21 protein-coding genes and 3 tRNA genes are annotated in these 23,536 nt (G+C 49.3%); 9 read left to right on the top strand and 15 right to left on the bottom strand.

All coding sequences use genetic code 11. The features are described 5' to 3' along the window. The first annotated feature begins 3 nt into the window (after nucleotides 1–3). The 4 genes from GP475_RS00185 to crgA all read left to right on the top strand — a co-directional run bounded on the left by GP475_RS00185 (nucleotide 4) and on the right by crgA (nucleotide 5,326). Nucleotides 4–1,452, top strand: a complete 1,449-nt coding sequence (locus GP475_RS00185; RefSeq protein WP_187974676.1) for a penicillin-binding transpeptidase domain-containing protein — start codon at nucleotides 4–6, stop codon at nucleotides 1,450–1,452. 16 nt (nucleotides 1,453–1,468) lie between these two features. Next, entirely contained in the window at nucleotides 1,469–2,980 is a 1,512-nt protein-coding gene (locus tag GP475_RS00180; protein ID WP_187974675.1) for a serine/threonine-protein kinase, read from the top strand. Next, nucleotides 2,977–4,986 (top strand): Stk1 family PASTA domain-containing Ser/Thr kinase, encoded by a 2,010-nt coding sequence (gene pknB, locus GP475_RS00175; protein WP_187974674.1) that lies wholly within the window; start codon nucleotides 2,977–2,979, stop codon nucleotides 4,984–4,986. The genes GP475_RS00180 and pknB overlap by 4 nt, the downstream gene beginning before the upstream one ends. A gap of 64 nt (nucleotides 4,987–5,050) precedes the next feature. Continuing rightward, nucleotides 5,051–5,326 (top strand): cell division protein CrgA, encoded by a 276-nt coding sequence (crgA, locus tag GP475_RS00170; RefSeq protein ID WP_187974673.1) that lies wholly within the window; start codon nucleotides 5,051–5,053, stop codon nucleotides 5,324–5,326. Between the two features lie 461 nt (nucleotides 5,327–5,787). Here the strand turns inward: crgA and GP475_RS00165 are convergent, their stop codons facing one another. Next, nucleotides 5,788–6,444: a rhomboid family intramembrane serine protease gene (locus GP475_RS00165; RefSeq protein WP_187974672.1), complete on the bottom strand. Its 657-nt coding sequence runs from the start codon at nucleotides 6,442–6,444 to the stop codon at nucleotides 5,788–5,790. A gap of 90 nt (nucleotides 6,445–6,534) precedes the next feature. Beyond that, nucleotides 6,535–7,059 carry a peptidylprolyl isomerase gene (locus GP475_RS00160; protein WP_187974671.1) on the bottom strand — a complete coding sequence of 175 codons (525 nt, stop codon included), beginning with the start codon at nucleotides 7,057–7,059 and terminating at the stop codon, nucleotides 6,535–6,537. A gap of 139 nt (nucleotides 7,060–7,198) precedes the next feature. On the opposite strand from GP475_RS00160, the gene GP475_RS00155 reads away from it, so the two are divergent. After that, nucleotides 7,199–7,897, top strand: a complete 699-nt coding sequence (locus GP475_RS00155; protein ID WP_187974670.1) for a GlsB/YeaQ/YmgE family stress response membrane protein — start codon at nucleotides 7,199–7,201, stop codon at nucleotides 7,895–7,897. Between the two features lie 91 nt (nucleotides 7,898–7,988). Here the strand turns inward: GP475_RS00155 and GP475_RS00150 are convergent, their stop codons facing one another. Both GP475_RS00150 and GP475_RS00145 read right to left on the bottom strand, forming a co-directional pair. Continuing rightward, a complete protein-coding gene (locus GP475_RS00150; protein ID WP_187974669.1) occupies nucleotides 7,989–9,113 on the bottom strand; it encodes an AI-2E family transporter in 1,125 nt (374 codons plus the stop codon). 373 nt (nucleotides 9,114–9,486) lie between these two features. Continuing rightward, a complete protein-coding gene (locus GP475_RS00145) occupies nucleotides 9,487–9,780 on the bottom strand; it encodes a hypothetical protein (protein ID WP_262485199.1) in 294 nt (97 codons plus the stop codon). A gap of 400 nt (nucleotides 9,781–10,180) precedes the next feature. Here GP475_RS00145 and GP475_RS00140 point away from each other — a divergent pair, with 400 nt between their 5' ends. Continuing rightward, nucleotides 10,181–11,389 carry an MFS transporter gene (locus GP475_RS00140; RefSeq protein ID WP_187974668.1) on the top strand — a complete coding sequence of 403 codons (1,209 nt, stop codon included), beginning with the start codon at nucleotides 10,181–10,183 and terminating at the stop codon, nucleotides 11,387–11,389. A 1,600-nt stretch (nucleotides 11,390–12,989) separates the two neighbouring features. Here the strand turns inward: GP475_RS00140 and GP475_RS00135 are convergent. Beyond that, nucleotides 12,990–14,108 carry an ABC transporter permease gene (locus GP475_RS00135; protein WP_187974667.1) on the bottom strand — a complete coding sequence of 373 codons (1,119 nt, stop codon included), beginning with the start codon at nucleotides 14,106–14,108 and terminating at the stop codon, nucleotides 12,990–12,992. Nucleotides 14,109–14,118: 10 nt separating this feature from the next. Next, a complete protein-coding gene (locus tag GP475_RS00130) occupies nucleotides 14,119–14,877 on the bottom strand; it encodes an ABC transporter ATP-binding protein (RefSeq protein ID WP_187974666.1) in 759 nt (252 codons plus the stop codon). A gap of 63 nt (nucleotides 14,878–14,940) precedes the next feature. Between GP475_RS00130 and GP475_RS00125 the strand changes: the two genes are divergently transcribed. Continuing rightward, nucleotides 14,941–15,519, top strand: coding sequence for a TetR/AcrR family transcriptional regulator (locus GP475_RS00125; protein ID WP_187974665.1), 579 nt, complete (start codon nucleotides 14,941–14,943; stop codon nucleotides 15,517–15,519). Nucleotides 15,520–15,742: 223 nt separating this feature from the next. On the opposite strand, the gene GP475_RS00120 is transcribed toward GP475_RS00125, so the two are convergent. Then, nucleotides 15,743–15,816, bottom strand: a tRNA-Ile gene (locus tag GP475_RS00120). Nucleotides 15,817–15,923: 107 nt separating this feature from the next. On the opposite strand from GP475_RS00120, the gene GP475_RS12415 reads away from it, so the two are divergent. Further along, on the top strand, nucleotides 15,924–16,058 hold the full coding sequence (locus GP475_RS12415; RefSeq protein ID WP_262485198.1) for a hypothetical protein: 135 nt from the start codon (nucleotides 15,924–15,926) through the stop codon (nucleotides 16,056–16,058). Here the strand turns inward: GP475_RS12415 and GP475_RS00115 are convergent. The 4 genes from GP475_RS00115 to GP475_RS00100 all read right to left on the bottom strand — a co-directional run bounded on the left by GP475_RS00115 (nucleotide 16,048) and on the right by GP475_RS00100 (nucleotide 17,727). Beyond that, nucleotides 16,048–17,022: a potassium channel beta subunit family protein gene (locus GP475_RS00115; protein ID WP_223144669.1), complete on the bottom strand. Its 975-nt coding sequence runs from the start codon at nucleotides 17,020–17,022 to the stop codon at nucleotides 16,048–16,050. The genes GP475_RS12415 and GP475_RS00115 overlap by 11 nt on opposite strands. Nucleotides 17,023–17,116: 94 nt before the next feature. After that, nucleotides 17,117–17,189, bottom strand: a tRNA-Ala gene (locus tag GP475_RS00110). Between the two features lie 16 nt (nucleotides 17,190–17,205). Then, nucleotides 17,206–17,279 (bottom strand) — tRNA-Ile (locus tag GP475_RS00105). Between the two features lie 106 nt (nucleotides 17,280–17,385). Further along, nucleotides 17,386–17,727: a DUF3566 domain-containing protein gene (locus GP475_RS00100; RefSeq protein WP_187974664.1), complete on the bottom strand. Its 342-nt coding sequence runs from the start codon at nucleotides 17,725–17,727 to the stop codon at nucleotides 17,386–17,388. Nucleotides 17,728–18,356: 629 nt separating this feature from the next. Here GP475_RS00100 and GP475_RS00095 point away from each other — a divergent pair. Continuing rightward, nucleotides 18,357–19,007, top strand: a complete 651-nt coding sequence (locus GP475_RS00095) for a cupin domain-containing protein (RefSeq protein ID WP_187974663.1) — start codon at nucleotides 18,357–18,359, stop codon at nucleotides 19,005–19,007. A gap of 143 nt (nucleotides 19,008–19,150) precedes the next feature. On the opposite strand, the gene GP475_RS00090 is transcribed toward GP475_RS00095, so the two are convergent. From GP475_RS00090 to GP475_RS00075, 4 genes are all read right to left on the bottom strand, one after another. Further along, nucleotides 19,151–20,149 (bottom strand): PDR/VanB family oxidoreductase, encoded by a 999-nt coding sequence (locus tag GP475_RS00090; RefSeq protein WP_187974662.1) that lies wholly within the window; start codon nucleotides 20,147–20,149, stop codon nucleotides 19,151–19,153. After that, a complete protein-coding gene (locus tag GP475_RS00085) occupies nucleotides 20,142–20,675 on the bottom strand; it encodes a DJ-1/PfpI family protein (RefSeq protein WP_187974661.1) in 534 nt (177 codons plus the stop codon). Before GP475_RS00085 ends, GP475_RS00090 begins: the two co-directional genes overlap by 8 nt. Before the next feature lie 44 nt (nucleotides 20,676–20,719). Continuing rightward, nucleotides 20,720–22,087, bottom strand: coding sequence for an MFS transporter (locus GP475_RS00080; protein WP_187974660.1), 1,368 nt, complete (start codon nucleotides 22,085–22,087; stop codon nucleotides 20,720–20,722). Between the two features lie 104 nt (nucleotides 22,088–22,191). Then, nucleotides 22,192–23,427: an amidase gene (locus GP475_RS00075; RefSeq protein ID WP_187974659.1), complete on the bottom strand. Its 1,236-nt coding sequence runs from the start codon at nucleotides 23,425–23,427 to the stop codon at nucleotides 22,192–22,194. Nucleotides 23,428–23,536 lie beyond the last annotated feature (109 nt).

Raw genomic sequence — 23,536 nt, 5'->3', positions numbered from 1 at the left:
AACATGAATCGTTCAATTCGTCATCTCACGCTGTTCTGTCTGCTCCTCACCTTGGTTTTGGTGGCTAACCTCACGCTGATCCATGGTTTCCGTCACGAGGAATACGCAAATAACCCCAAGAATCCACGAATCCGGATAGAAACCCAATCCATTGCTCGTGGGACTATTACCGCCGGCGGGCAAGTTCTAGCGGAATCTCACCCGGATGAAAATGGTATCTATCATCGCAGTTATCCGACGGACCCCGTCGCTTTCTCCCCCATCACCGGGTATCTGTCCAATATCTATGGGACATCGGGGCTAGAGAACAGCCAAAATGACATTCTCAACGGTACTGATGACTCGTTGATTACTAATCGTTGGCGAGAGATGTTCCTAGGGAAAGATCAGGTGGGTGCCAACGTAGAAACCAGTATCATCCCGGAGGTCCAAGAAACTGCCTATAACGCGTTGGCGCGGTCTGGCTATCAAGGTGCAGTAGTAGCCATCAAACCAAGCACCGGGGAAATCCTCGCCATGGCTTCTTCTCCTAGCTTTGATGCCAATGGCCTGAGCAATGATGACACTGCTGAAAGCACCTGGAACACCTTGAGCAACGACAGCACTAACCCCCTGCTCAACCACGCTACCCAGGAAACCTTGCCCCCTGGTTCTACCTTCAAAATCATCACCACTGCGGCCGGTTTACAGCACGGCTACAGCCCAGATTCCAAACTGACCGGCGCCCCCTCTATTACCCTGCCGGGCACCGAACAAACCTTGACCAACTATGATGCCCAGCCCTGTGCCGGAGGAGGCGAAGTCACCCTACGTACTGCTTTTGCCCTGTCCTGCAACACCGCCTTTGTTCAAATGGGCATTGGGACCGGGGTAGACGCTCTGCGAGAAACCGCCCAGGCTTTTGGCGTCGGGCAATCTTATGACCTTGGGATTCCCACCGCCGCTGGCGCCTTGGGTGACATTCCAGACCAGGCTTCCCTGGGGCAAAGCTCTATTGGCCAACGAGATGTCAGCATGTCAGCTCTTCAAGCAGCCGTCATGGCTGCCACCGTGGCTAATAACGGCAAACGCATGGAGCCGCACCTCATTTCCCGGATCACCGGCGCAGATCTACATGAGATCTCACGCACCAAACCGAAGGAATTGAATCAAGCTATTCCGGAAGACATTGCCGCTCAGATTCGTGACCTCATGATTGGGTCTGAGCGTTCTACTCACGGCTATGCCGGTGAGGACATCGCATCGAAAACCGGAACCGCCGAACACGGCGGGCCTGGGGATCCGCCCCACACCTGGTACGTCGCTTTCGGCCCGTCCCAAAACGCAGATGTGGCAGTAGCTGTGGTGGTCAAGAATGGCGGCGGAATGGGACTAGGCGCCACTGGCGGCGCAGTGTCTTCTCCCATCGGTCGGGAAGTTCTCAACACAGCATTGCGCTATCTCAAGCAATAAAGGAGGTGGAAAGCCTATGACGGAAAATCCAGATACCGCCGGAAAAGACCGGCTCCAAGGACTCATTGGTGAGGACTATCAACTGCAATGGATTATCGGCCATGGCGGGATGTCCACCGTGTGGTTAGCCGACGATGTTCGGCACGACCGCGAAGTTGCCATCAAGGTGCTGCGTCCGGAGTTTTCCGATAACAACGAATTTCTCAACCGGTTTAGGAACGAGGCACGCGCGGCCCAGTCCATTCATCACCCACACGTCATCAGTACCTATGACTATCGGGAAATACCAGATCCTGCCGGGCATACTTTCTGCTTCATCGCCATGGAGTATGTACGCGGGGAATCACTTGCTGATCTACTCACCCGGGAAAAGACACTCCCCGAGGATATGGTTCTTACCGCCTTAGACCAGGCGGCGCACGGGTTAGCAGCCATTCATTCCATGGGATTGGTTCACCGCGATATTAAACCCGGAAACCTCTTGATTACCCAAAGCGGTTCAGTAAAAATTACTGACTTCGGTATCGCGAAGGCAGCCGCCGCAGTGCCGCTGACTCGCACGGGGATGGTGGTAGGAACCGCCCAATATGTCTCTCCGGAACAGGCCCAGGGGCACCACGTCACCGCAGCTAGCGACGTCTATTCTCTGGGCGTGGTGGGCTATGAGATGCTGTCTGGGAAACGACCCTTTTCCGGCGACTCTCAAGTTTCCGTAGTCCTTGCTCATATCAATGAAGCACCGCCTGCGCTATCGACAAATATCAGCGCTCCGATGAGGGAACTCATCGGTATATCTCTGCGCAAAGATCCCGCTACGCGCTTTGCGGATGGTCAGGAACTAGCCACCGCTATTAAAGCGGTGATGAATGGTCACCGGCCCCCGCAGCCAGCAGCAGCCGCTAAAGCACCGACCCCGGCAGAACCTTCCCCGTCAGCGGCCACCTCTGCCCTAGGGGCAGTCACCAGGAACCGCACCGGTCAACCGCTGTCCTCACAGCAACCGGCGATTCCCCCAGCACGTCCGGGGTATCGCAATTCCGCGGCTTCTGTTAATCCCAAGAACAACCCCGTGCACAAGAAGAAGGGCGGGGCTGGACGTGGGTTCCTTATCGGACTTCTTATTACGGCGGCGTTGGCGCTCCTTATTGGCGGTGGAGTGTTCCTGGGTTCCCAGCTTTCTAGCCGAAATGTGAAAACCGAGGTTCCCACCACAACTCCCACTGAGGTGGTAACCGAAATCGTTACTCCTACCCTGACGGAAACGGTGGAACCGGAACCCGATAGAACTACCAGTCAACACTCTGGATCAGCGGAAACCAGTTCAAATAATCGTCGGCCTTCTTCCTCAGCCCAAGCTACGCGGCCACAAAACTCCGCACCGTTTATACCCCCGCTGCCGAGTATCCCCAATAGTGGGAATAACAGTGGAGAAGGTAGCGTGGTAGCCACAAATAGCGCCCCATTACCTGGCACTATAAGCTCAGGTGCACATGTTCCTGAGAACACAGATAACGGAGGTACCCAGTGAATAGGCTGATTGCCGATCGCTACGCATTGGGGGAAATTATTGGTAGCGGCGGTATGTCCGAGGTATTCGCGGCTGAGGACACCCTTATTGGGCGAGATGTCGCGCTGAAAATGCTGCGGACAGAGCTGGCTCGGGATATTAATTTCCGGGAGCGTTTCCGGAGAGAAGCCCAGAATTCCGGGCGCCTTAACCACAGCAGCATCGTGGCGGTTTATGACACCGGCGAAACCGATGTCGATGGCGTCATGGTGCCGTACATTGTGATGGAGCGGGTTCACGGACGAACTCTCCGGGATATGGTGCGCCAGGATGGCCCGCTCTCACCCACGGACGCGGCTCATCTTCTCCAACCAGTTTGTGATGCCTTGCAGCACAGTCACGATGCTGGGATTATTCACCGAGATATCAAACCGGCGAATATCATGATCACCAATACCGGCGCGGTGAAGGTGATGGACTTTGGGATTGCCCGAGCACTGGATGATTCCACCTCCGCAATGACTCAAACCTCCGCCGTTATTGGTACTGCGCAATATCTGTCGCCGGAACAAGCTCGCGGTAAGTCCGCAGATGCTCGTTCTGACCTCTATGCCTTAGGCTGTGTGCTTTATGAGGCGGTAACCGGCCAGCCACCTTTTGCTGGAGAAACTCCCTTTGCGGTGGCGTATCAGCATGTTCAGGAAGACCCACCCCCTCCTTCTCAAGAGATTCATGGGTTATCCCGCAATGATGCGTTAAATATTGACGCTGTGGTCCTGACCGCCATGGCGAAGAATCCGGCGGATCGTTATCAAAGTGCCAAAGAAATGGCAGATGACCTTAACCGACTCAGTCGTTCGGCGGTGACGAGGGCAGCCGGTGCGCATATCCATGACACCCCGACTGCGTTGACTGAGCGTATTGAGACACCGGAGCCGGATCCAGCAGCTCCGACAACCACGATGACTGCTGCCGAAGTGGCTCCGGGAAATGGGCGGCATCGGGCTCCAGAATCGGATAATAAAAATGCCCGACGCGCCGCTAAGGAGTCCTCGGGCACGCCTAGGTGGTTAGGCATCCTAGCCGGTGTATTGACGGTGATTGCACTGGTAGTGGGTAGTGCTTTTGCCTGGGATTATTTTGATCTTGGTTACCGATTGGGGTTGAGTAACTCCCGAGAACTGGTACAGATTCCTGATGTGACTGGTAAACCGCAGGCTGAGGCCACAACCACGCTGGAAAATGCTGGCTTCAAAGTGGACGTCAACCAGGAACCTAATCCCGATGTTGCCGAGGGCACGGTGATTCGGACTAATCCTGGGGTGGGGTCTGAATTGCAGCGTGGAACGTCGGTGACGTTGGTGGTGTCCTCTGGCCGAGAAATCACCGAGGTTCCGGATCTTCGTGGGAAAACCACTGAGGAAGCGGCTGGACTGTTAGCGAAAGCAGAGTTGCAGTTGGATTCTTCAGTCCGGGAAGAACCGGATGATAAAACCCCACAGGGGCAGGTGTCTCAACAAGATCCAGCGGCTGGTTCCAAAATCTCCAAGGGATCTCGGGTGCGCATTACGGTGTCTTCAGGGCCAGAACGAGTCCGCGTACCTGATATTTCCGGAATGTCCTGGGATAAAGCGCGCGGGATTCTAGAGGACCTCGGATTACACCCGCAGCCTAATTACGTGGATTCTCGAGAAGCCGAAGGCACCGTAGTCAGTTCCGCAGCTAGCGGTCAAGAACTCCGCCGAGGAGATACCATCACCGTCGATGTTTCCAACGGAATGCTGATAGCCATGCCGGATATTGGCCGGATGACCCAAGCTCAGGCAGTCCAAGCTCTCCGCAACGCTGGCTGGCAGGGATCAGCAAGCCAGCTTCGCGCTGGTGACATTGTGCGAACTCCGGCAATAACCGATGAAGGCAAAATTGCTGATTTCTCCCCCCAAGCTGGGGCCGACGTCCGCAAAGACGCCACCATTAACGTTCGATATTGGAAATTTGATCTATCCGCCCTCAGCCCAGGCCGCTAAACGGCAGGTAGAGGTGGTAAAGTACGCCAAGATCCATGGAAGGGAAGTTGAGGTAATTTAGGCAATGCCGAAATCAAAGATCACCAAGAATGAGATCCCGCTGCATAGTTCTAGTTCTTCTAGCACCGAGCGTGCCCCCATCAAAGTCAACGCCGGGGGCACCCCCACCTGGTACATGGCGCTGATGTTCTTCTTCATGCTGGCCGGCCTCGCCTGGATTATTGTCAACTACTTAGCCGGAAACCAGATTCCGCTGATGGTGCAACTAGGACCGTGGAATTACGCCGTTGGCTTTGGGCTTTTAGTCATCGGGCTGTTAATGACCATGGGCTGGCGCTAGAACCACCCGTTCGCCCACTCTAGAGGCGCACCGAGAGGAATGTATTCTTCCCGGTGCGCCCATTTTTTACCCTCCCGGGTTTCTCCCCTACTCTGGCTCCGCTCAAGCTTCCCCCTAGCCCTCGAGGGGGAGGGCTTTGTCCTCGATTTCTTGAGGAAGCGCGGGGGAGATCATCACAGTTCTCCGCATACTGCGAAGAAAGTTTTCCACAGGCTGTGGAAAGAATTGTGGATAATGTGTAATTGCCCACTTTTCCAAGGGTTTTCCCCACCTGTGGAAAACTCTGTGCACAATTTTTCCGACCAGGATCTTTGTTCGAAACTCCTGGCTTTCTCCCAGGTAAGCAACGAACAGAGAACAATGGTCCTTTCCTTGTTCGAGAAATTACAGGAAGGTAATTATCCACATTGTGGATAACTTCTGTGGAAAACCGTGTTCTTGGGAAAACCCTGGGAATGTTTTTATAGTGTCCAGACTGCGAGGTAAAAGATCACTGCGGAAAGGGCCACTAAGAGCCAGGGGAATAGTGATAGCCACGTCCGATGAGTAGATGTTAGCCCTAAGGCGGCGAGGATTCCGAGAGCCAGTCCCCCGGCGTGTCCAGCAAGAGAGATGTTGGGCAGGAGGAAGCTTAAAGCCACGTTGATGAAGATGAGTACCCATACTCCGGTGGTGTTGAGTCCGCGTCGCCAATTAACTGCTACTAGAACCGCCATCAAGGTATAGATGGCGCCCGACGCGCCCACTGTGGGGTGGAGAGGTTGAAGAAATAACACCGCAGCGGAGGAGCATAACCCCCCGGCGCCGTAGATGAGGGCGAAATTCATACTCCCGAGATAGGGTTCGACGTAGGCCCCGATCAGGTAGAGCATCGCCATATTCATCATCAGATGGGAAATATCTAGGTGGATAAAAAGCGCGCCGATACCGCGGAGGAAACCAAGGGGTTGGTGGTAAACCGCTGGGCCCCAGAGCACGAGAGAATCCGCGATAGGGTTGTTGAGGACCTCGGTGATACTGCCGCTTTGGATGGCGGCACCACACCAGACCACAATGCATAAGCCAATAATGATATGTGTGATGGGTGCTTTAGCGAAGGGGGTAAGAATGCTGGACACGACTGGGAATCCTTAACGCACAAAACCCGCTCCGGCTGCGGGAAGATAACCCAGAACAGCTAGAAGCGGGCGTCGAACCTTAATGAACCTTTATTCGGTGATCTCCACCGATTCAATTACTACTGGTTCTACCGGACGATCCATCCGGTCAGTAGCGGTTCCGGCAATATCATCCACTACTTTCTGAGAAGCAGGATCGGTGACCTCACCGAAAATAGTGTGGTGATTATTCAGGTGCGGGGTTGGGGCAACAGTGATAAAGAACTGAGAGCCGTTAGTACCCGGACCAGCATTAGCCATAGCTAGCAAATAAGGATGATCAAAACGCAGCTCCGGGTGGAACTCATCATTGAACATGTAGCCAGGGCCACCACGTCCGGTTCCGGTCGGATCTCCGCCTTGGATCATGAAACCATCAATTACCCGATGGAAAATAGCGCCATCATAGAACGGGCCCTCGGTGGTGCCTGAAGCGTTTTCGGTACGGTAATCCGCGGAACCATCAGCCAGGCCAATGAAATTACGGACCGTCTCCGGGGCGTGATTTCCGAAGAGCTCAATAACAATGTCACCGCGATTAGTATGCAGAGTCGCAGTAGCAGTCTTCTTGGTCATAGAGCCTATATTAGGCGATCAATTTAAGATAGCTCAGAATAACTCGCCCACAGTGGGGAAAGGGCAGTAATGTAGAAGATAAATAGATAAAGAAGCGCGAAATTATGGCGCGCTCCGGAAAGCCGAGACGAGGAGACTGATGAATCTCAGCACTATCCGCCTAGCGAGCAGCGGAGTTCGCACTGCTTGGAATACTTTTAATGACTACCGGCAGCGCAAAGCTGTCGAAGCCTACGACGCCTTGTCAGAAGCCGCCGGAGAAATTGATCTTGAATCCCTGAAGGATCGCGGTTCCGACATTCTGCAAGAGTCCCGAAAGGAGGCTGGTCGGGTAACCCAAGCCGCGCGCATTCGACTAAGCAAAGCTCTCGACACTGCCACTGAACAAGGAAAAGACCTGGCGGAGCAAGGTAAAGAGCTGCTTGGCCAGGCTGATAAATCCAGCAAGAAAGCCCGAAAGAAGGCAGAAAAGAAGGCCGCCAAGGTACGGAAGAAGGCCAATAAGAAGTTTGGTCGCAACCAAAAAGGCAGCTGGATTGGGTGGGTCCTCGCCCTGATTTTAGGTCTCGTGGCCGGATTTGTGGCGTGGATTCTCTTTGGGAAGAAAGATGAGGCGGGCACCCAACCGCCGCGGGTCGAAGAATATAGCAGCGAAGAAGGGGAAGAATCCCACCTGGTGTACAGCACTACTACCCCGGAAGGGGAAGACGTGAAGCAGGAGAAGGTTGATCCGGACGAGTTTCTTACCAGCCTGGATGAACAACTTCACCAGCACCAGGAAAGCACCGGCAAGCACGCCTTGATTGAAGACCCCCAAGATCGCGACGACACCAAGTAGCTGGTTAGACTTTTTCTTCGACGCAGACCACACCCCGTTCCCCCCGAGCACATGACGCGAGAGGGATCGGGGTTTTTGCGTATATCGCCACCTAAGAATCCGGAGGGCCGAACGTCCGAGGACGGAAATTCTGGCCCAGGAAAGGAAACGGGTCTTGACCCACTAGGTAGCGAACAGAACTATTGAGAGTAGCTACTAACGGCACCGCGAATAGTGCCCCGGGGAACCCGAAAAGATATGTGCCGGCTGCTACGGATACGATGACGCCGAGGGGGTGGACACTAACTGCATGTCCCATCAAGAAGGGGTGCAAAACATTTGCCTCGATGAAGTGCACAATAAGGACCACTGCCAGCATGAAGAGCGCCATCCAGAAACCCTTGTCCACAAAGGCGATGAGTACGGCCACGAAACCGGAAAGAAAAGCACCCACGATGGGAACAAAGGACATGAGATAGACAATTACGGTGATGGGGATAACCAGAGGCAAGCCCAGGATCCACGCGCCGAAACCAATACCGATGGCGTTGATTCCCGCTACTGCTAATTGAGCTCGGGTATAGGAGCCGAGGCTGACCCAACCACGCCGCGCAGCTTCGTGCGTCGGACCGCGAGCATGAGAGGGAAGGAATAGCAGCAGAAAATCCCAGATCCGTTTTCCTTGGTAGAGGAAGAAAAAGGTGGCGATTAAACAGATGAGGAGACCAGCGAAGAAGTCCGCTGTTGTTGTACCGACCTTGACCGCGCCGGAGAAGAGCGGCGACTCCGTCCCGCCCCTCGTGAAGGAATCCAGCCTCTCGAGCAATTGAGAATTGTGCGGGACGTTAACGTGCAGCGGACCGTTTTCTAGCCAGTTAATTATTTGGTTGATTCCTTGCTGGGCACCATCGAGGAGCTCTCGGAAGCCAGAGGTGAGGCGCTCCACAGCCAAAGTGAAGGCCAAAGCTACGAGAGAGAAGAAGAATACCTCAGAGGTGAAGGCAGCCATCCCTCGGCTGAAGTGGGCCCGACGGTGCAGCGCGCGGTTCATGGGATCCAGCATCGCGCAGATCAATAACGCTATGGCTAGGGGGATTAACACCATAGAGATGCGGCCCAATAACTTGGCTACAACCATCAGGCCACCGGCGATGAGGATCAGACAAGCCGACCATGCGGCGGCCACTATGACGGGATAAGGAAGATCTTGTTGCAGGCGTTCACGAAGAGATTTCATAGGCAATACACCTGATTTTCAGGGCCGGGATCGCTGCAGAAAGCTTTCATGAGTCCAATCTTGGCACAAAAGCTAGACGCGAGTATGGGGCGCTTCATCGCAGGAAACAGAAATAGCTCATTCGCAAAACATCACGGGGGAGCCGAGTCCACGCTGTTCTTTGAGTTCTTGCGCAAACGATGGTGAGCTGTATTTCCCTTCCCACCCCCCGCCGCTTCGTGAGATATATCCGACGCCCTATAGGCCCCATAGCTTGACGTGAGAAGTAACTCAGGCGCAATCTCCTGAGCCAAGAGAATTGAAGGACCCAACTACCGGATAGGCACCTTGATTCTTTAGAGAGTTACTCGAGAGATCCGTTTCATTGTGCCAATTAAGTATTCTCAGAATTTCCCCTCGTTGGCCACTTCCCAGATGGTCGGAGTAATACTTCCATCATGGCAGAAATCGGGTCCGTGTCAGCGAAGATTTCTTCGGTTATTATGGCCGGATCCCAATTATCGGGCAAGTCCTGAAAACCGCCGTGAAGACGCCCAGGAATGATTTGCTTACTTTCCTTAATCGCCGTCAAGATAATGAAAACTTCTTCTGGTGTCGCATAAAACGAGTTTCTTCCGTTAGCTGCTGTTGCATCAACAATACTCGTCCAATCCCCGATCTCAGCCATATCATCTAAATATTAGAGATTATTTTTTCCTTATGTGTTTCCATGCCCCAAGACTATCACGCTAAACGTTTGTCCAGTACCTGAGAACAGCGCCTTTCCCCTTGGTACTTAATGATTCGCAGAATGAGTAACCCACAAAACCCCAATACTTACCGCGCTCATCCTGAAAGAATTGCGGATATCTAACAAGTCGAATTGGTGGCAGAATAAGCCAATTTGTATTATATTTGGGCAAAATTCAAAGAGTGCTCCCCGATTATCTGTAGGGATCGAGGAGTCCAATATCAATAACTCTTTGTGGTTCTTTTATTGAGAGGAGAAAACATGTCTGTATCTACCGTGAAGAAATCAAAGTACCGCCTTCTGTGTAAACCACTAGATTTTATATGAAAAGGTAAATGTGAGTTTTCATTCAAGAGTAAATGTTCTTCTTGGGGCCGTCGTAGCCTCAACTTTTGGTGACGGACTAGTACCCGCTGCTTTTGCTATCCAGTCTTTCCGGCTTGATCATTCTGGCCGCCTTCTCACAGCAGTGCTTATTGCCCTCTGGGCTGCGAAACTCATCTCATCATTGATCTTGGACAAGATCCCGGCTTCACGATTCCCGGCGCGCTTAATGATCGCCTCGGATACCGGAAGAGCTATCGCCCAGGCAGGGCTTGTGCTCTGGATGATATTGACCCCGGACTTATGGCCGATCGCGATGGTTCTATCATCTTTCCTCTACGGACTTTGCGCGCCTTGGTTTGGACCTCATCGCTTCTCCCTTCTGTCCATCATCCTCAACGACGCAGAACGGCATAAAGCAAACTCCGTGTTGGCGATGACAAGTGACGCCTTATTCCTGGCGGGTCCGCTGGTGGGGACAACACTCACCCTGGGGCTCGGGTTCACAAAGGTTTTAATCATCGACGTTATAACCTTCGCGCTTTCTATTCTCTTTATCTCCTACTACTGGAACTCCTCACACGAAGAAACAAAAACCCAGAACAAAGATCTGTTTTTCACCCCAACCGAATCAACCAGGGAAAGTGGATCTCTTCCCTCGTGGGTTAATAGCGGACTGAGTAGCTGGCTCGTCGTCTCTATAGCCATCGGTTTCCTGGGTTCAGCCGCCCCAACCGTAGTGATGGGCACATTTGGTGAATCCACGTGGGGATGGATCGCTGTAGCAGGGTCCGCGGGATCTCTTATCGGTTCCTTTATATCTAATTACTCAATCCTGAAGAATCGTCAATGGAACCTCCTGCAATGCGTTTTATGCGTCGCTTATATTCTCCATCTTTCGGCCTTGTCCTTTAGCTCGACGATTCTTGTTATTGCTGTAGCCACTGCGCTAAGCGGTGCAATCACCGCCATATCCGGGATTATCTGGGATGTCATGGGCCAGGAATTTGATACCGCTGAACGAGTTCATCGCTTTGCCGTGCGCGATCAAATAGTCAATACCGTGGGCATCCCTGCCGGCATGGTTATTTTCGCAGCTCTAGGAGCAAGCACTCCCACAGCCTTTTATCTGGTCATGGCACTACTCGCTGTTGCGGCGCTACTATGCCTGCAACAACGATCTATCCCCACGGATAAATTCCGTAGGACATACGTGGATTAAGCAGTACCTAACGGACAACACGGCACCACTTAGTAACGACGTCCGCTAGAAAGCAGAGCGAGAAACTCTAAATATTAGAGCTTCCCGCTTTTTATTTACCGACTCTGGTATTAAATATTCCTCTGAATCATCTACAGGGACTCAATTGTTAAGTTTCCATGTGGTTGCTGATCACATGATTAATAGCGAATCCCCACAGAATACTGGGAGGTGGAAAGTCTTAAACAGAGAATGTTTTCCCCAAAGAATCCCATTCCCTCAACACTTTAGTGTAGGGTGTGTTTTCCGAAGCAGGCCATGAATGGACGTAGGCCTTAGATCCTTTCTGGGACCGCTACTCACAAGAGTAGTAATGGCATTGTCCACCCCGCCTTTTCAATGAACACGGCCTATAAGGATTCCAGGATTAGGCGGGATTAGGGGCTAAAACTTATTAGTGCCTGTTTTTTCTAATTTCCAAATAGATCAGCAACAAAAGCACCGGCACTGCCAGATAAATTGCCAGTGCGGCGAGGCCGATAAGAACTTCTGCCACGTTTTACTCTCCCTTGATCTTCACAAATCAGTGATCATTTCAAAATGCCTGCCATCTTCAGACACGCTGTCGATGTCGAGATGAAAGTTGCTTGCGGATCCTAGAGGAAGAAGAACAAATCTGCAGCTCGTGGCTGAGATGACAAGCCTCACGCGAGTGTTACATCTAGTGTTACATATCGACCAACCTCGTTTATGACTGCAGAGTATTGTAGGCGCATAGCATGGTGCGCGGCGGTTGGTGATACACCATTGCAGCATTTTAAGGGGTAGAAATCTTCGATCCACCTAATCATGGAACATTTGTTGTTTTAAAAATAAAACTTATATTGTAGTACTTGATTGGAATTTAGTCGATAATTATGTCATCTAACCAAACATTTATTCTTTGTGAGACTATTTAATTTTTGGATAGATGATGTGGATAAATATAATCAGAATTATGACAATTGCGCTGCAAACATAAGATTTAAAGAGAATCCCGATCAAGATCATTATAATAACAGAAATTAAAGTTAGTTTGTTCTTGCTCATGTTTCCTCACATTCGGGTGTTCAATTAGCGCCCTGTCTTTTGGCCTAACAGAATCGAGACATAATCTCGACTAAATTTAATCGAGAAATAGCTTACTAAAAGTATATGTCTGCTATCACGAAAATCAATAGATAATTACTTGGGATTTATCTTTGGCCAGCGGACCCCACGTTCTCTTGTTTATTTTAAGTAACGAAAGGGTATGGGAGTAAAAGAAGAATTGGCACTGGGGTATCTCTCGTCGCCCCCTCGGGGGTTCATGCGCATTACTTAAGGATGATCGTGTCCCCCCCCGGCAAATTAAGTCCCTGGATATATACCTCTCGGCTCCACTACAAAAGAATGGATGCAACACTATCGCGATGACCGCACAGCTATAAAAACATTGAATCACTGCGCAGTTACCACATTCGAATAAAGCTAGATATTGCGAGAGCCACGCATAGTGAGTGAAACTGCACTCAGTTTAGAAAACAGTGTTTACAAGCACGCACCCTCACAGGGCGGGATCGAAGATCAAAACGATCTTCCTTCACATATGGTGAGTGCTTCGCTGATGCTGTGCGGAACCGGAGTGCCGCTTTGCTGTTTTCTTTCGAAGCCCCCACGTGGCGATGATGAAGAATATAACAATCATCAGCCACATAATCCCGATATCGAAGGAAATCGCGGACCAACCTTCACCCTTGATCATTACTGATTTGAGAGCATTAACTCCGTGGCGCAGCGGTAGTAACTCGCTGAGTATTTGTAAAATTCGCGGTGCGGCAGAAAGGTTAAACACCCCGCTCAGTAGTATTTGTGGTGACACTATGGCAAGCATCAACTGCACAACTTGGATGGGCGTTTTGGCGTAGGAGGACACCATTAGTCCCATTACTACCGACGTGATTGTTAGCGTCATTCCGATAGTGATTACCCATCCGAAATTACCGACTATTCGCAAACCGACTAACCACATTCCCATTCCGGAGATAATGAGGGTCTGTATCAGTCCGATCACGCCAAAGGCGATCGCATAGCCGCCTACGATTTCCCAGGGTTTCACCGGGGTAGCGAGAAACCGTTCCAGCGTGCCTTGGGCACGCTCACTTACTAACGCCATTTGACTAGTAATGAAGGTAAAGACCAGAAGAAATATACCAAGTAGCGCTGGTCCTAGATAATCATACGTTTTCCAGTCCGTGTCACCGTAAACAGTATCGGTTGATATTCCAGTAATCATGCCTGGGCCGGCGGTTTTCACTCCCGCAACTAGGTGTTGCTGATCTATTAGGTCAGTGGTGTATTTATCGAGCACGCCCTGGGTAGTTTTTATTACCGCCTGCATTCGGACGGGATCTGATCCGTCGATGAGAAGATGGAGTTTATCGTCGTCGAGCTTGATGACAGCATCCGCGTGTCCTTCCCGGAGATATTCTGTCTCATCCCCACCAGGAAAAGGAATAACCTCTGCCTCTTCTTCGTAAAGCTGGTGAATGGCGTCAGGCAACTGCTGCGTCGCCACTACTGGCCGGTAGCCATCAACGTTCAGAACTAGTGATAGCAACCACATCACGATCACCGGAGCTACAAATAGAATGGCTGCCGTACGTGGATCATGCCGGAACTGTAAGAAGATTCTCTTACTGACAGCTCTGAGATTATTCATAGTTCTTCTCCTACAACCTCGGCACGAGATGTTTTTCTCGACGTATCCTTTCGCCATCGAGGATTTGCAGGAAGGCACCCTCTAACCTGGTTTTGCCGGCGTGTTGGCAAATTTCCTGCGGGCTCCCGCTACCAATGATGTGACCGTCAGCAAGCAAAGCAACGTTGGGACAACGTTCAGCCTCATCCATAACATGCGTAGTGATCAATATTGTGACGCCATCGGCATTCATCTGAAATAGCTGGTTCCAAATCCGCAGACGCTGGCGGGGATCCAGCCCTACCGTGGGTTCGTCGAGAACAAGTAAATCTGGTTTCGCCATGAGCGCAATAGCTAAGGAAAGTCGCCGTTGCATTCCCCCCGAATACTTAGAAACCAAGCGGTCAGCGGCATTTGTGAGATCAAAGAAGTCAAGCAATTCAGCTGCGCGCGTCGACAACTCTCGGTGTTTCACTCCCGAAAGTTCACCGAAGAAATGCAGGTTTTCGCGGCCCGTGAGGTCATTGTAAAGTGCCGAATCTTGCGGCATATAACCAATCCTTGGGCGCATGGTACGGAATGGGGCACACTCGCCAAACACCTGTACCGTCCCGGAAGTCGGCACGTTTAGGCCCATGAGAAGTCGAATCATTGTTGATTTTCCTGAGCCCGATGAACCGAGAAGGCACCACAACTCCCCTACACCAGCCTGGAAAGAGAGATCTTGCAGAATGTAGTCATCCTTGCGGCTATATCTGAAGGAAACATTGCTCAGCACTACGGGTTCCATGTTCTTTAGAATATTCCAACACCGTGTTGGAAAAAATAATCAATTTTAGGAAAAGTGTTGAGTATGGGTCGAAGCGACATCAATTATCAAGAACTGCATAAAGCATTTTGGCGGCTTCTTGATCAGGAACGTCAACAGCCATACAAGCGCATCTCTGTGCAGGCACTTACCTGCGAAGCCGGATGTAACCGAGGTACCTTTTACTACCATTTCCACGATATCGAGGACTTCTACGATGACATCCTCACCCAAGTTTTTGATGACAACCTCGTATCGACGGTGGTGGAAATCATCTCAGGAGAGCAATCAGTAGAAGAAGGCATACCGAACATAAATCATTTTGATCAGGCTGTCACCAAAATTGGTCAACTGCTCAACTCTTCAGTCAGTTCACACTTCCGCCCCCGTATTACCAAAGTCATCACACAAAACTGGCAATCCAAACTAGGCATTAACCCAACCGTCGCCGAAGATGCCTCAGACATAGCTGTTAAACAGGCAATCTCGGAGTTTATTCTGGGCGGCATTCTATCGATGTGGGCCTGGAGAGCCCGGCAAACACCACCCCCTCCGCTTGAGAGCCTGGCGCGCCCCGAATTTATAGGTTCAATTGCCGAGCTTATGAGACAATTAAGGAAATAAAACCCTACGTCGGACTAACATACCTGCCTATATTCGACGACCACACTGGGAATTTTCGCTCTTTAGAAAGAGGAATGTCTTCTTAGAGTTCTCTTCAATCATCTATCCGCACGGTGGCGGATAATAACCAATAATAGAACCCATTATGAAGTGGCGTATTCTGAAAACGAAGAAGCGCCCATGGAAAACCAGCACTCGGCTAACTTCCATCGACGCTTCGATGTGGGGCCACCGGGGCTCGAACCCGGGACCAGCAGATTATGAGTCTGCGGCTCTAACCGACTGAGCTATAGCCCCGCAGACATTTTAACCATCAATCTGGCTTAAGAAAAATCATCCTCGGTTTGCGGCTAGAGCGCTTTCCTCTATTGATCCCGGCACGTAGAACTCATAAACTTAAAGCCATGTCTACCGCGAATGTCCTTACATTCCTCGTGATTTTTCTGCTGATCTACTCCATCTGCATCACCTTGTTTTTCCTGCGTAATTCCCGCCAATTACGGGAATTGCAAGCGAAGAAAACCCCACCTACGCAGTAAAAATTTCCGCTATCTCCGTTTTTACCTCAGCGCCGAGCCGGTCCATTACCGCCACAGCACCAAGATTTTCTTCCAGCTGTTGAACCGTAGAAGCACCCAGAATCACGGTAGAGACATGCGGGTTTGATGCAACCCATGCCAAAGCTAATTGCGCTGGGGTTACTTCCATGCGTCGGGCAACGTCAATGAAACGACGAAGTTTTGCTTTTATATCCTCATCATCGGCGGCTTCACGAATAAAGTCATAGCCCTGGAGAGCTGCTCGGGAATTCTCTGGGATACCATCCACGTACTTCCCACTCAGTATGCCCGACGCCAACGGGCTCCACGTAGTTAAACCTAAACCAATATCCTGGTAGAGCCGGGAAAACTCTTGTTCCACTTTGTGGCGATGGAGAAGGTTATATTCCGGCTGCTCCATGACAGGTTTATGCAGATGGTGGCGTTCAGCAATCTCCCAAGCCGCGCGGATTTCCTCCGCACTCCACTCCGAAGTCCCCCAGTACAAAGCCTTGCCTTGGGAGATCATGTCACTCATCGCCCACACAGTTTCCTCGACCGGAGTTTGGGGATCAGGGCGATGGCAAAACACCAGGTCAACGAAGTCTAGACCCAGCCTCTCTAGGGAACCGTCAATGCCTTGCATCAGGTACTTCCGGTTCAAGGTGTTCTTCATGTTCACCATGTCCCCGTTGATCCCCCAGAACAACTTGGTGGAAATCACGTACTCATGGCGCTTCCATCCCAGATCTGCAATAGCTTGCCCCATGATCCGCTCGGACTCACCGCCGGCATAGACTTCAGCGTTATCAAAAAAGTTCACGCCATGATCTTTAGCTACCGCCAGTTGTTCTTTCGCCAGATCGGTGTCTACCTGCGTACCGAAGGTAACCCAGGAGCCGAAACTGAATTGCGAAACTTGGAGGCCCGACGCCCCTAAGCGGTTATAAAGCATTCCTGTCATTTCTCTATGCTAACGCGCTGAAGGATCAACGGAACTAGGGAAAGAGTAAAATGAAGAAAAGCACCTGATCGTCGTGGATCAGGTGCTTTTGTTGTGGAGCATAGGAGAATCGAACTCCTGACCTTCTGCGTGCAAAGCAGACGCTCTACCAATTGAGCTAATGCCCCAAGCTTCAGTTATGAGTGGGCCTAGCAAGAATCGAACTTGCGACCTCATCGTTATCAGCGATGCGCTCTAACCGACTGAGCTATAGGCCCTGGGAACGATGACTTACTTTACAGTCATGGCTGGAGATTTCGCAAATCATGCTTTTACCTGCGGAATTACCGCCACTAATAGGTAGGTGTGGCTGAGCTAGAAAATCTAATGGCCGGAGTGGAAAGTTACTATCAATCCACCAATAAGTTCTACGAGGGAGTTATATATTATTGCCAAAAGAGGAGCCAGAATAGTAGTGGCGATGGCGCCGATGGCGCCGATGAGCGTGGACATGGCCAGAGCCATCCCGAAACTTATTACTTGATCTCCGCCAACACCGGACACCACGGAGTTGAATTTATCCCACACCCCCACCAGATCGAGGACGAAGTAGAGAATGGTGGTTGCTAGAACCCACGCCACTAAACCTACGAGAGACATCGCTAGGGCCACCCGGAACGCTGATTGTGGTGAAATCCGGACTAGTATTAGTTCTCGGGCTGCCATGGGGTCTCCTCTTCCTTAGATCTATGGCTTAGTTTGCGGCCACTACGGTTGCGCACCGCCGTTGTATTCTACCGCGACACCCCAGCGAAAGCGCATTTCCCACCTCCACCTAGCACCTATTTCTTAAGAAGTCTTGCCTAAAATATTGGGGGTGGATAACACTTCGTTGCACCGTGGCTTAGGTACCAGCTCCATCGTCTTCATGGTCTTGGCTGCAGTGACTAGGCATAAACATCAATAACTAATGAAAATACTGCTCGGCGTCAGGACAACACCGGTTATCTCCAAAATCAGACAACCCTTGTATGGACTGCCCAAAATAGGACTTCATGGCCATAGAAACCAAATAGTGAACGGACAAGAAAAAGTAAAGACCAAATATACCCAGAACCCCAAAAATGAAGCCTCGATTCCTCTCTAAATCGCCTGATTGTGACCATCCTCACTTGCACAAAGCTGCACTGAAAATTACCAGCTCAAGCGCAGACAAGTTTCGCTCAAGCAACTTAGTAGAACTAAGCACCGAAAGACACCATTTGACCTGGCCAGGAAAATGTTAGATCGTGTCATAACAAGCCAGTAATCCCGAATAATTATTGAATCTTCAAGAAATCACAACAGGAGGAACGATGTCCAACAATTCCAACGCAACTAATCAAACAGATAGTGAGCCGTTAGAGGCTGAAGCAGAAAAACTGATAGGACCAAAAATAAAGGAAATAAGGAAAAACCGGAGGATGAGTTTACGAGACCTCGGCAAAATAGCAGGGGTAAGTGCGGGACATATATCGCAAATTGAAAGAGGACTCGCCTCGCCCTCTGTTGGACTTTTATATAAACTGGCAGAAGTTCTTGACATTCCGATTGATGCCATTTTTGGAAGAGATAATATAAGCGGTGATTCCGTTACAAATAATAATCTAACCAATATAAATTCCAACAACGTATCCTTAGTTAGAAAAGTCAACAGAAAATCTCTTACTATGTCTGGTGGGGTTGTATGGGAACTATTGACACAACAACCAGAGCAGAGCTACTCTTTCCGCCAAATAACTTTTCCTCCAGGAACGAGTTCGACCGAAAACGGCGAATATATGCGACACACAGGTCAGGAGTTTGGTATAGTTATTGAAGGCCAATTGGAAGTCTCTATCGAATTCGAACAATATATATTAGCCGAAGGGGATAGCCTAGCGTTTGACTCTCAATTACCCCACAAATTCACTAACCTTAGCAAAACAGATATAGCTCGAATAATTTGGGTTCACATAAAACGTTAGAATTGAATTCGATCCCTTTAAGGATTCTTAGAGTCTGTTATATCCAATAGGAAGATAGATAATATACAGTTTCAATCAACAAATATATTATCTATCAGCGACGTTAGAAATAACAGGAAGTCAGCACTGCATTCCTTGACCCTCTATAGACGTAATTTGATATAGCTCGTCTTGGCTCTAGAAACACAAATCATCATGGATTCATTAGATGCTCTTTCTTCTGCGGTTAATACTGAATCACGGTGCTCAGGTACTCCCTCTAAGACATCAGTTTCGCATGTTCCACATACTCCCTCTTTACAAGACCAGTCTAGCTTTAAACCGTGTTCTCTTAGTGATTGCAAACAACTTTTTCCCGGAGGAACTAAAACCTTATCACCACTACTATCAATAACGACGGTAAATGACTTATCTTCCTCAGCATCATAAAACTCGCGTGGAGAAAATCTCTCGCAATGGAAACGCCAGCGGTCCTGTCGTTCAGAAATGGTCGCCAACCCATCTAATAGCCCAGCTGGACCACATGCATACACGTCAGTATCATCTTCAAATGTTTTAGCTAATAATTCCAAATCCATCATGCCATTTTCATCGGAAAAATGTACTATCGTGTGATCTTTTGGGAAATTATCTACGATATCTGGGAAGGCTCTTCGCGTATTATTTTCTGCCAACTGGTAGAATTTCCATGGCTTTCGTCCCTCAATAGCCTTCCTCACCATAGGAATCAACGGGGTAATACCTATCCCACCCGCCACAAATACATAGTTACTACTTGGGACCAATGGAAAGTGATTTCTAGGTTCTGAAATCTTTATGACCGTGCCTACAGTAAAATGTTCGTGGATAAATCTAGACCCACCTCTCGAATCTACAGTCTTTAGCACTCCTATCTCATAACGGAAGTTGTCGTGATAGTCACCGCAAAGGGAATACTGACGTATCAAGGGCTCCGATGAATCCCCGGGTATCATGACGTCGATGTGTGCTCCTGGTTCCCAATCCGGCAACTTTTCCCCGGTGAGGCTTTCTAGGGTTAATTGGACTATATCTTTCCCTACAAGTTTCCTGCCGGCCACTCTAACTTGGATGATATCGTCCTTATGAGGGGTTTTTGTTATAGTCCTTGCGTTGCTATTCATTCTCCCCTCCCATTCCTTCCTCTAGTTTATTGCTAATAATGGTCAGCCACTTATATAGATCGTTTGGCACTTGAGCCGTGACCATGTTACGGTCGACAACAACACTTTCATCTTGCCAATTGCCACCCGCTCCTTCAATTTCAGGTCGGATTACCGGTACCGCAGTAATTTTTCTCTTATTTAGAATTTTTGCTGAAATCGCAACCCAAGCTCCGTGGCAGATCATTGCTATTAAAGTATTGTTTTTATCCGCTTTTTTAACCAGCCGTAGTATTGTTTCGTTGCGTCGGACAATATCGGGGGCAAATCCACCCGGTATAATCAGTGCGTCTATATCTGAAACTCTGATTTCATCAAAGCCGCCACTCACTGGGAGGTTTTTCATTCCGTTTTTTCCGCGCGCCTCTTCGCCGTTCGGTGTATATATTTTTACCTCGTACCCTTTACCTTTCAAGTGAAAGTACGGAAATATCACTTCGGACTCTTCAAAATAGTCCGCTGTCACAATAGCGATCTGTTTACTCATTCTGATTTCCTTCCTATAATTTTAATTCATTTTCCTGTATATATTTATCGGCCTTTGTTGGTTATCTGGTGGTGCAGCATGATTTCAGCTAGATCTATTCCTTCTCGTTCTTCATTTGATATCAAATCGACTCCTTTAGTTTCTTTCAGTGTTATGGAGATAATCAGACCAATTATTCCTACTACTATTAAATAATACGCAGGCATATCAATATTGTGTGTTTTATTTATTAAGAAAGTTAATAAATAGGGTGATGTACCAGCAAAGAGTGCCGATACAAGACTGTATCCGATTGAAAGCCCTGTTTGACGATTCCTGGTAGGGAATAATTCCGCTGACACTACCGCATGTACACCTAATTGAATTGCCAATATAAGTCCTAGCAGCATAGTCGCTGCTGCTGCTGATGTCGTTCCTTTTCTCATTATTTCGAACATCGGTAAAGGCAATATTATTGTCATTAACGATACTGTTATTAATATTGGTTTACGGCCAATCCGATCCGATATAGTTCCCGCTATAGGTACAACTATTACCCCTACTATTGATGCTAGTGATGATAATACTGCCGCGGTAGATGCTGGTATATTAAGTTGTACCTCTTGATAAGTTAATAAGTACACCAGCACTATATAGAATGTGACTTGTTCCATAATTTGTATTCCAATCATTTGGAACAGTTCTTTAAGATTATTTTTTAATAAATCCACGGTCGGACTTATCGTTTCTGTCGTCGTTTCTTTCATGACGGTAAACTCAGGCGTATCTTCTATATGTGTTCGGATATAGAATCCGATAACCCCGAGCGGTGCGGCTACTAAGAATGGAATTCTCCAGCCCCATGAGGTCAATTGATCCTGAGTTAATATCGTATTTAGTAAATACGCTGCAAAAGATGCCAATAAAAATCCTAATAGTGCTCCAACTTCTAGCCAGCTAACTCCAAATCCCCTATGCTTTTTTGGAGAGTACTCTGCCAAAAATGTTGCTGCACTTCCGAATTCTCCCCCGGCCGCCAATCCCTGAATTACCCTTGCCATGATCAGCAATACTGGTGCCCATAACCCTATCGTTTTATATCCTGGAAGTACTCCAATCACTAGCGTAGACGCCGCCATTAATAGGATTACTATGGAGAGTGTAATCTTACGGCCAAATCTGTCACCTACCTCTCCAAATAGGAAGGCTCCAATAGGGCGGACGATAAATGATATTGCAAATACACCAAATACCGCCAAAAGACTGGCAGTAGAATCCTGTTCAGGAAAGAATACCCCGGCAATCGTCGTAGCCGTATATGCATACACGGCCCAATCGAACCAATGCACGAGAACCCCAATTGATCCTGCTACTACGCTTTTTCTAAGATTTTTGACGGGTACATGTCCCGGGTTAGGTTCCAAGATTGTCATCGGAACTCCTTTGGGTAGATCTTTTTTGCGCGGTGTTTACTAGAAGATAACAACCTGCTCTTTGTTGTACACTAAGAGTGAACGCTCGTCAACCGATTTCACCATCATTTTGCGTCTTGGTTCAACAAGATCGCTGCCTGTACCAACGACTTCTTCAAATTTGGGGGTCCTATCAATTGGATGCCCCTCGGTAAGTGGCTTGATGTCTTGACCACTGTTTCGGGAATATTTAAAGTTGGCCAGCCTAGCACTTGCCACGGTCGACTCATAATCGGCGATCCAGTTGTTTCTAGTCCTATAGGCGCTGGCCCTAATGCCGATGGAGCCAAAAAGATGGTGTCTCTAAATCGATCAGTGAGTCTTTTACGCCAGTTATATGTTTCTTTCTTCGCTGCCAAGTAACGGGATGTGCTTATAGCGGTCCCCGTTTCTAGCAATTCAGCTAGAGGTTCACTCACAGAATCAAGTTGTTTCAGCAGCTCTCGCCTTTCACGGCATGCTTCATACGCCATGATTGTGGAATGGTTTTCGATAAGAGCGTTGGCCTCTTCGTCTAGTTCTACTTGATCGACAAAGTACCCTTGACCGGTTAGTTCTTCAGATATTTCAAGCAGCCTTTCTATCATCGTCGACTCACAGCTGAAGGTATGATCTGGTATCCAGGTCAACACTCTTGGTTTTTCTTTACGAGGGGTATCTCCAGTTTCGATTTTCTCTATTATCTCGATTCCTTCGATATCAGCACTAAAGAATCCAACAGAATCCAACGAAGAACTTAGGCCAACTATGCCTTTTGTAGACCACGTGCCAACAGGAGCAACATAACCATATACACCACAATATGCCGCTGGACGAATCAGAGAAGCCGCTGTTTGAGTACCTATAGCCAAGGGCACCATTCCAGCCGCTACTGCAGCTGCAGAGCCAGATGAAGATCCCCCTGGAGTATGTTTATAGTTGAGAGGATTCCTTGTGGGACCAGGCTGGAAGTATGCGAATTCTGTGGTAACTGTTTTACCCAATGCAATTGCACCGCACTGTTCAAGAGCCGTAACGACATCACCAGTCGCCACAGCACTATGTCCTGACGTCAGATTCGACCCACAGCCAGTCCGAAAGCCTGCAACATCAATAATGTCCTTGACTCCAAAGGGAATACCATGTAACGGTCCACGAGCATCTGCAGGAGTTCTATCTGCTTCTTTTGCTTTTTCTTTTGCCCTCTGCTCAAATACCTCTACCCATGCCTGTATCTGAGGATCCAAATCATGAATACGGCTGATGCAGTATTCCACTAGCTCGACCGCACTGGCGTCTCCACTACGAAGTGCTCTAGCCAAAGTCGCTAGTCCCAAGGTGTTATAACACTCCAACGTTTTCTCCAATCAAAGATGTTAGCTATTACTTGACATCAAGTATACTTTTAGTGAACAATGCTACTCAAGCCAC

The sequence above is a fragment of the Corynebacterium poyangense genome, from assembly GCF_014522205.1.
Taxonomy (GTDB): Bacteria; Actinomycetota; Actinomycetes; order Mycobacteriales; family Mycobacteriaceae; genus Corynebacterium; species Corynebacterium poyangense.
Note: the sequence above shows the minus strand (reverse complement) of the source record. Positions and strands in the feature narration are given on the sequence as shown.

Coding starts and splice junctions, on each gene's coding strand:
- GP475_RS00185 (WP_187974676.1), top strand. CDS start 4: ATGAATCGTTCAATTCGTCATCTCACGCTGTTCTGTCTGCTCCTCACC.
- GP475_RS00180 (WP_187974675.1), top strand. CDS start 1,469: ATGACGGAAAATCCAGATACCGCCGGAAAAGACCGGCTCCAAGGACTC.
- crgA (WP_187974673.1), top strand. CDS start 5,051: ATGCCGAAATCAAAGATCACCAAGAATGAGATCCCGCTGCATAGTTCT.
- GP475_RS00160 (WP_187974671.1), bottom strand. CDS start 7,059: ATGACCAAGAAGACTGCTACTGCGACTCTGCATACTAATCGCGGTGAC.
- GP475_RS00155 (WP_187974670.1), top strand. CDS start 7,199: ATGAATCTCAGCACTATCCGCCTAGCGAGCAGCGGAGTTCGCACTGCT.
- GP475_RS00150 (WP_187974669.1), bottom strand. CDS start 9,113: ATGAAATCTCTTCGTGAACGCCTGCAACAAGATCTTCCTTATCCCGTC.
- GP475_RS00145 (WP_262485199.1), bottom strand. CDS start 9,780: ATGGCTGAGATCGGGGATTGGACGAGTATTGTTGATGCAACAGCAGCT.
- GP475_RS00135 (WP_187974667.1), bottom strand. CDS start 14,108: ATGAATAATCTCAGAGCTGTCAGTAAGAGAATCTTCTTACAGTTCCGG.
- GP475_RS00130 (WP_187974666.1), bottom strand. CDS start 14,877: ATGGAACCCGTAGTGCTGAGCAATGTTTCCTTCAGATATAGCCGCAAG.
- GP475_RS00125 (WP_187974665.1), top strand. CDS start 14,941: ATGGGTCGAAGCGACATCAATTATCAAGAACTGCATAAAGCATTTTGG.
- GP475_RS12415 (WP_262485198.1), top strand. CDS start 15,924: ATGTCTACCGCGAATGTCCTTACATTCCTCGTGATTTTTCTGCTGATC.
- GP475_RS00115 (WP_223144669.1), bottom strand. CDS start 17,022: ATGACAGGAATGCTTTATAACCGCTTAGGGGCGTCGGGCCTCCAAGTT.
- GP475_RS00100 (WP_187974664.1), bottom strand. CDS start 17,727: ATGGCAGCCCGAGAACTAATACTAGTCCGGATTTCACCACAATCAGCG.
- GP475_RS00095 (WP_187974663.1), top strand. CDS start 18,357: ATGTCCAACAATTCCAACGCAACTAATCAAACAGATAGTGAGCCGTTA.
- GP475_RS00090 (WP_187974662.1), bottom strand. CDS start 20,149: ATGAATAGCAACGCAAGGACTATAACAAAAACCCCTCATAAGGACGAT.
- GP475_RS00085 (WP_187974661.1), bottom strand. CDS start 20,675: ATGAGTAAACAGATCGCTATTGTGACAGCGGACTATTTTGAAGAGTCC.
- GP475_RS00080 (WP_187974660.1), bottom strand. CDS start 22,087: ATGACAATCTTGGAACCTAACCCGGGACATGTACCCGTCAAAAATCTT.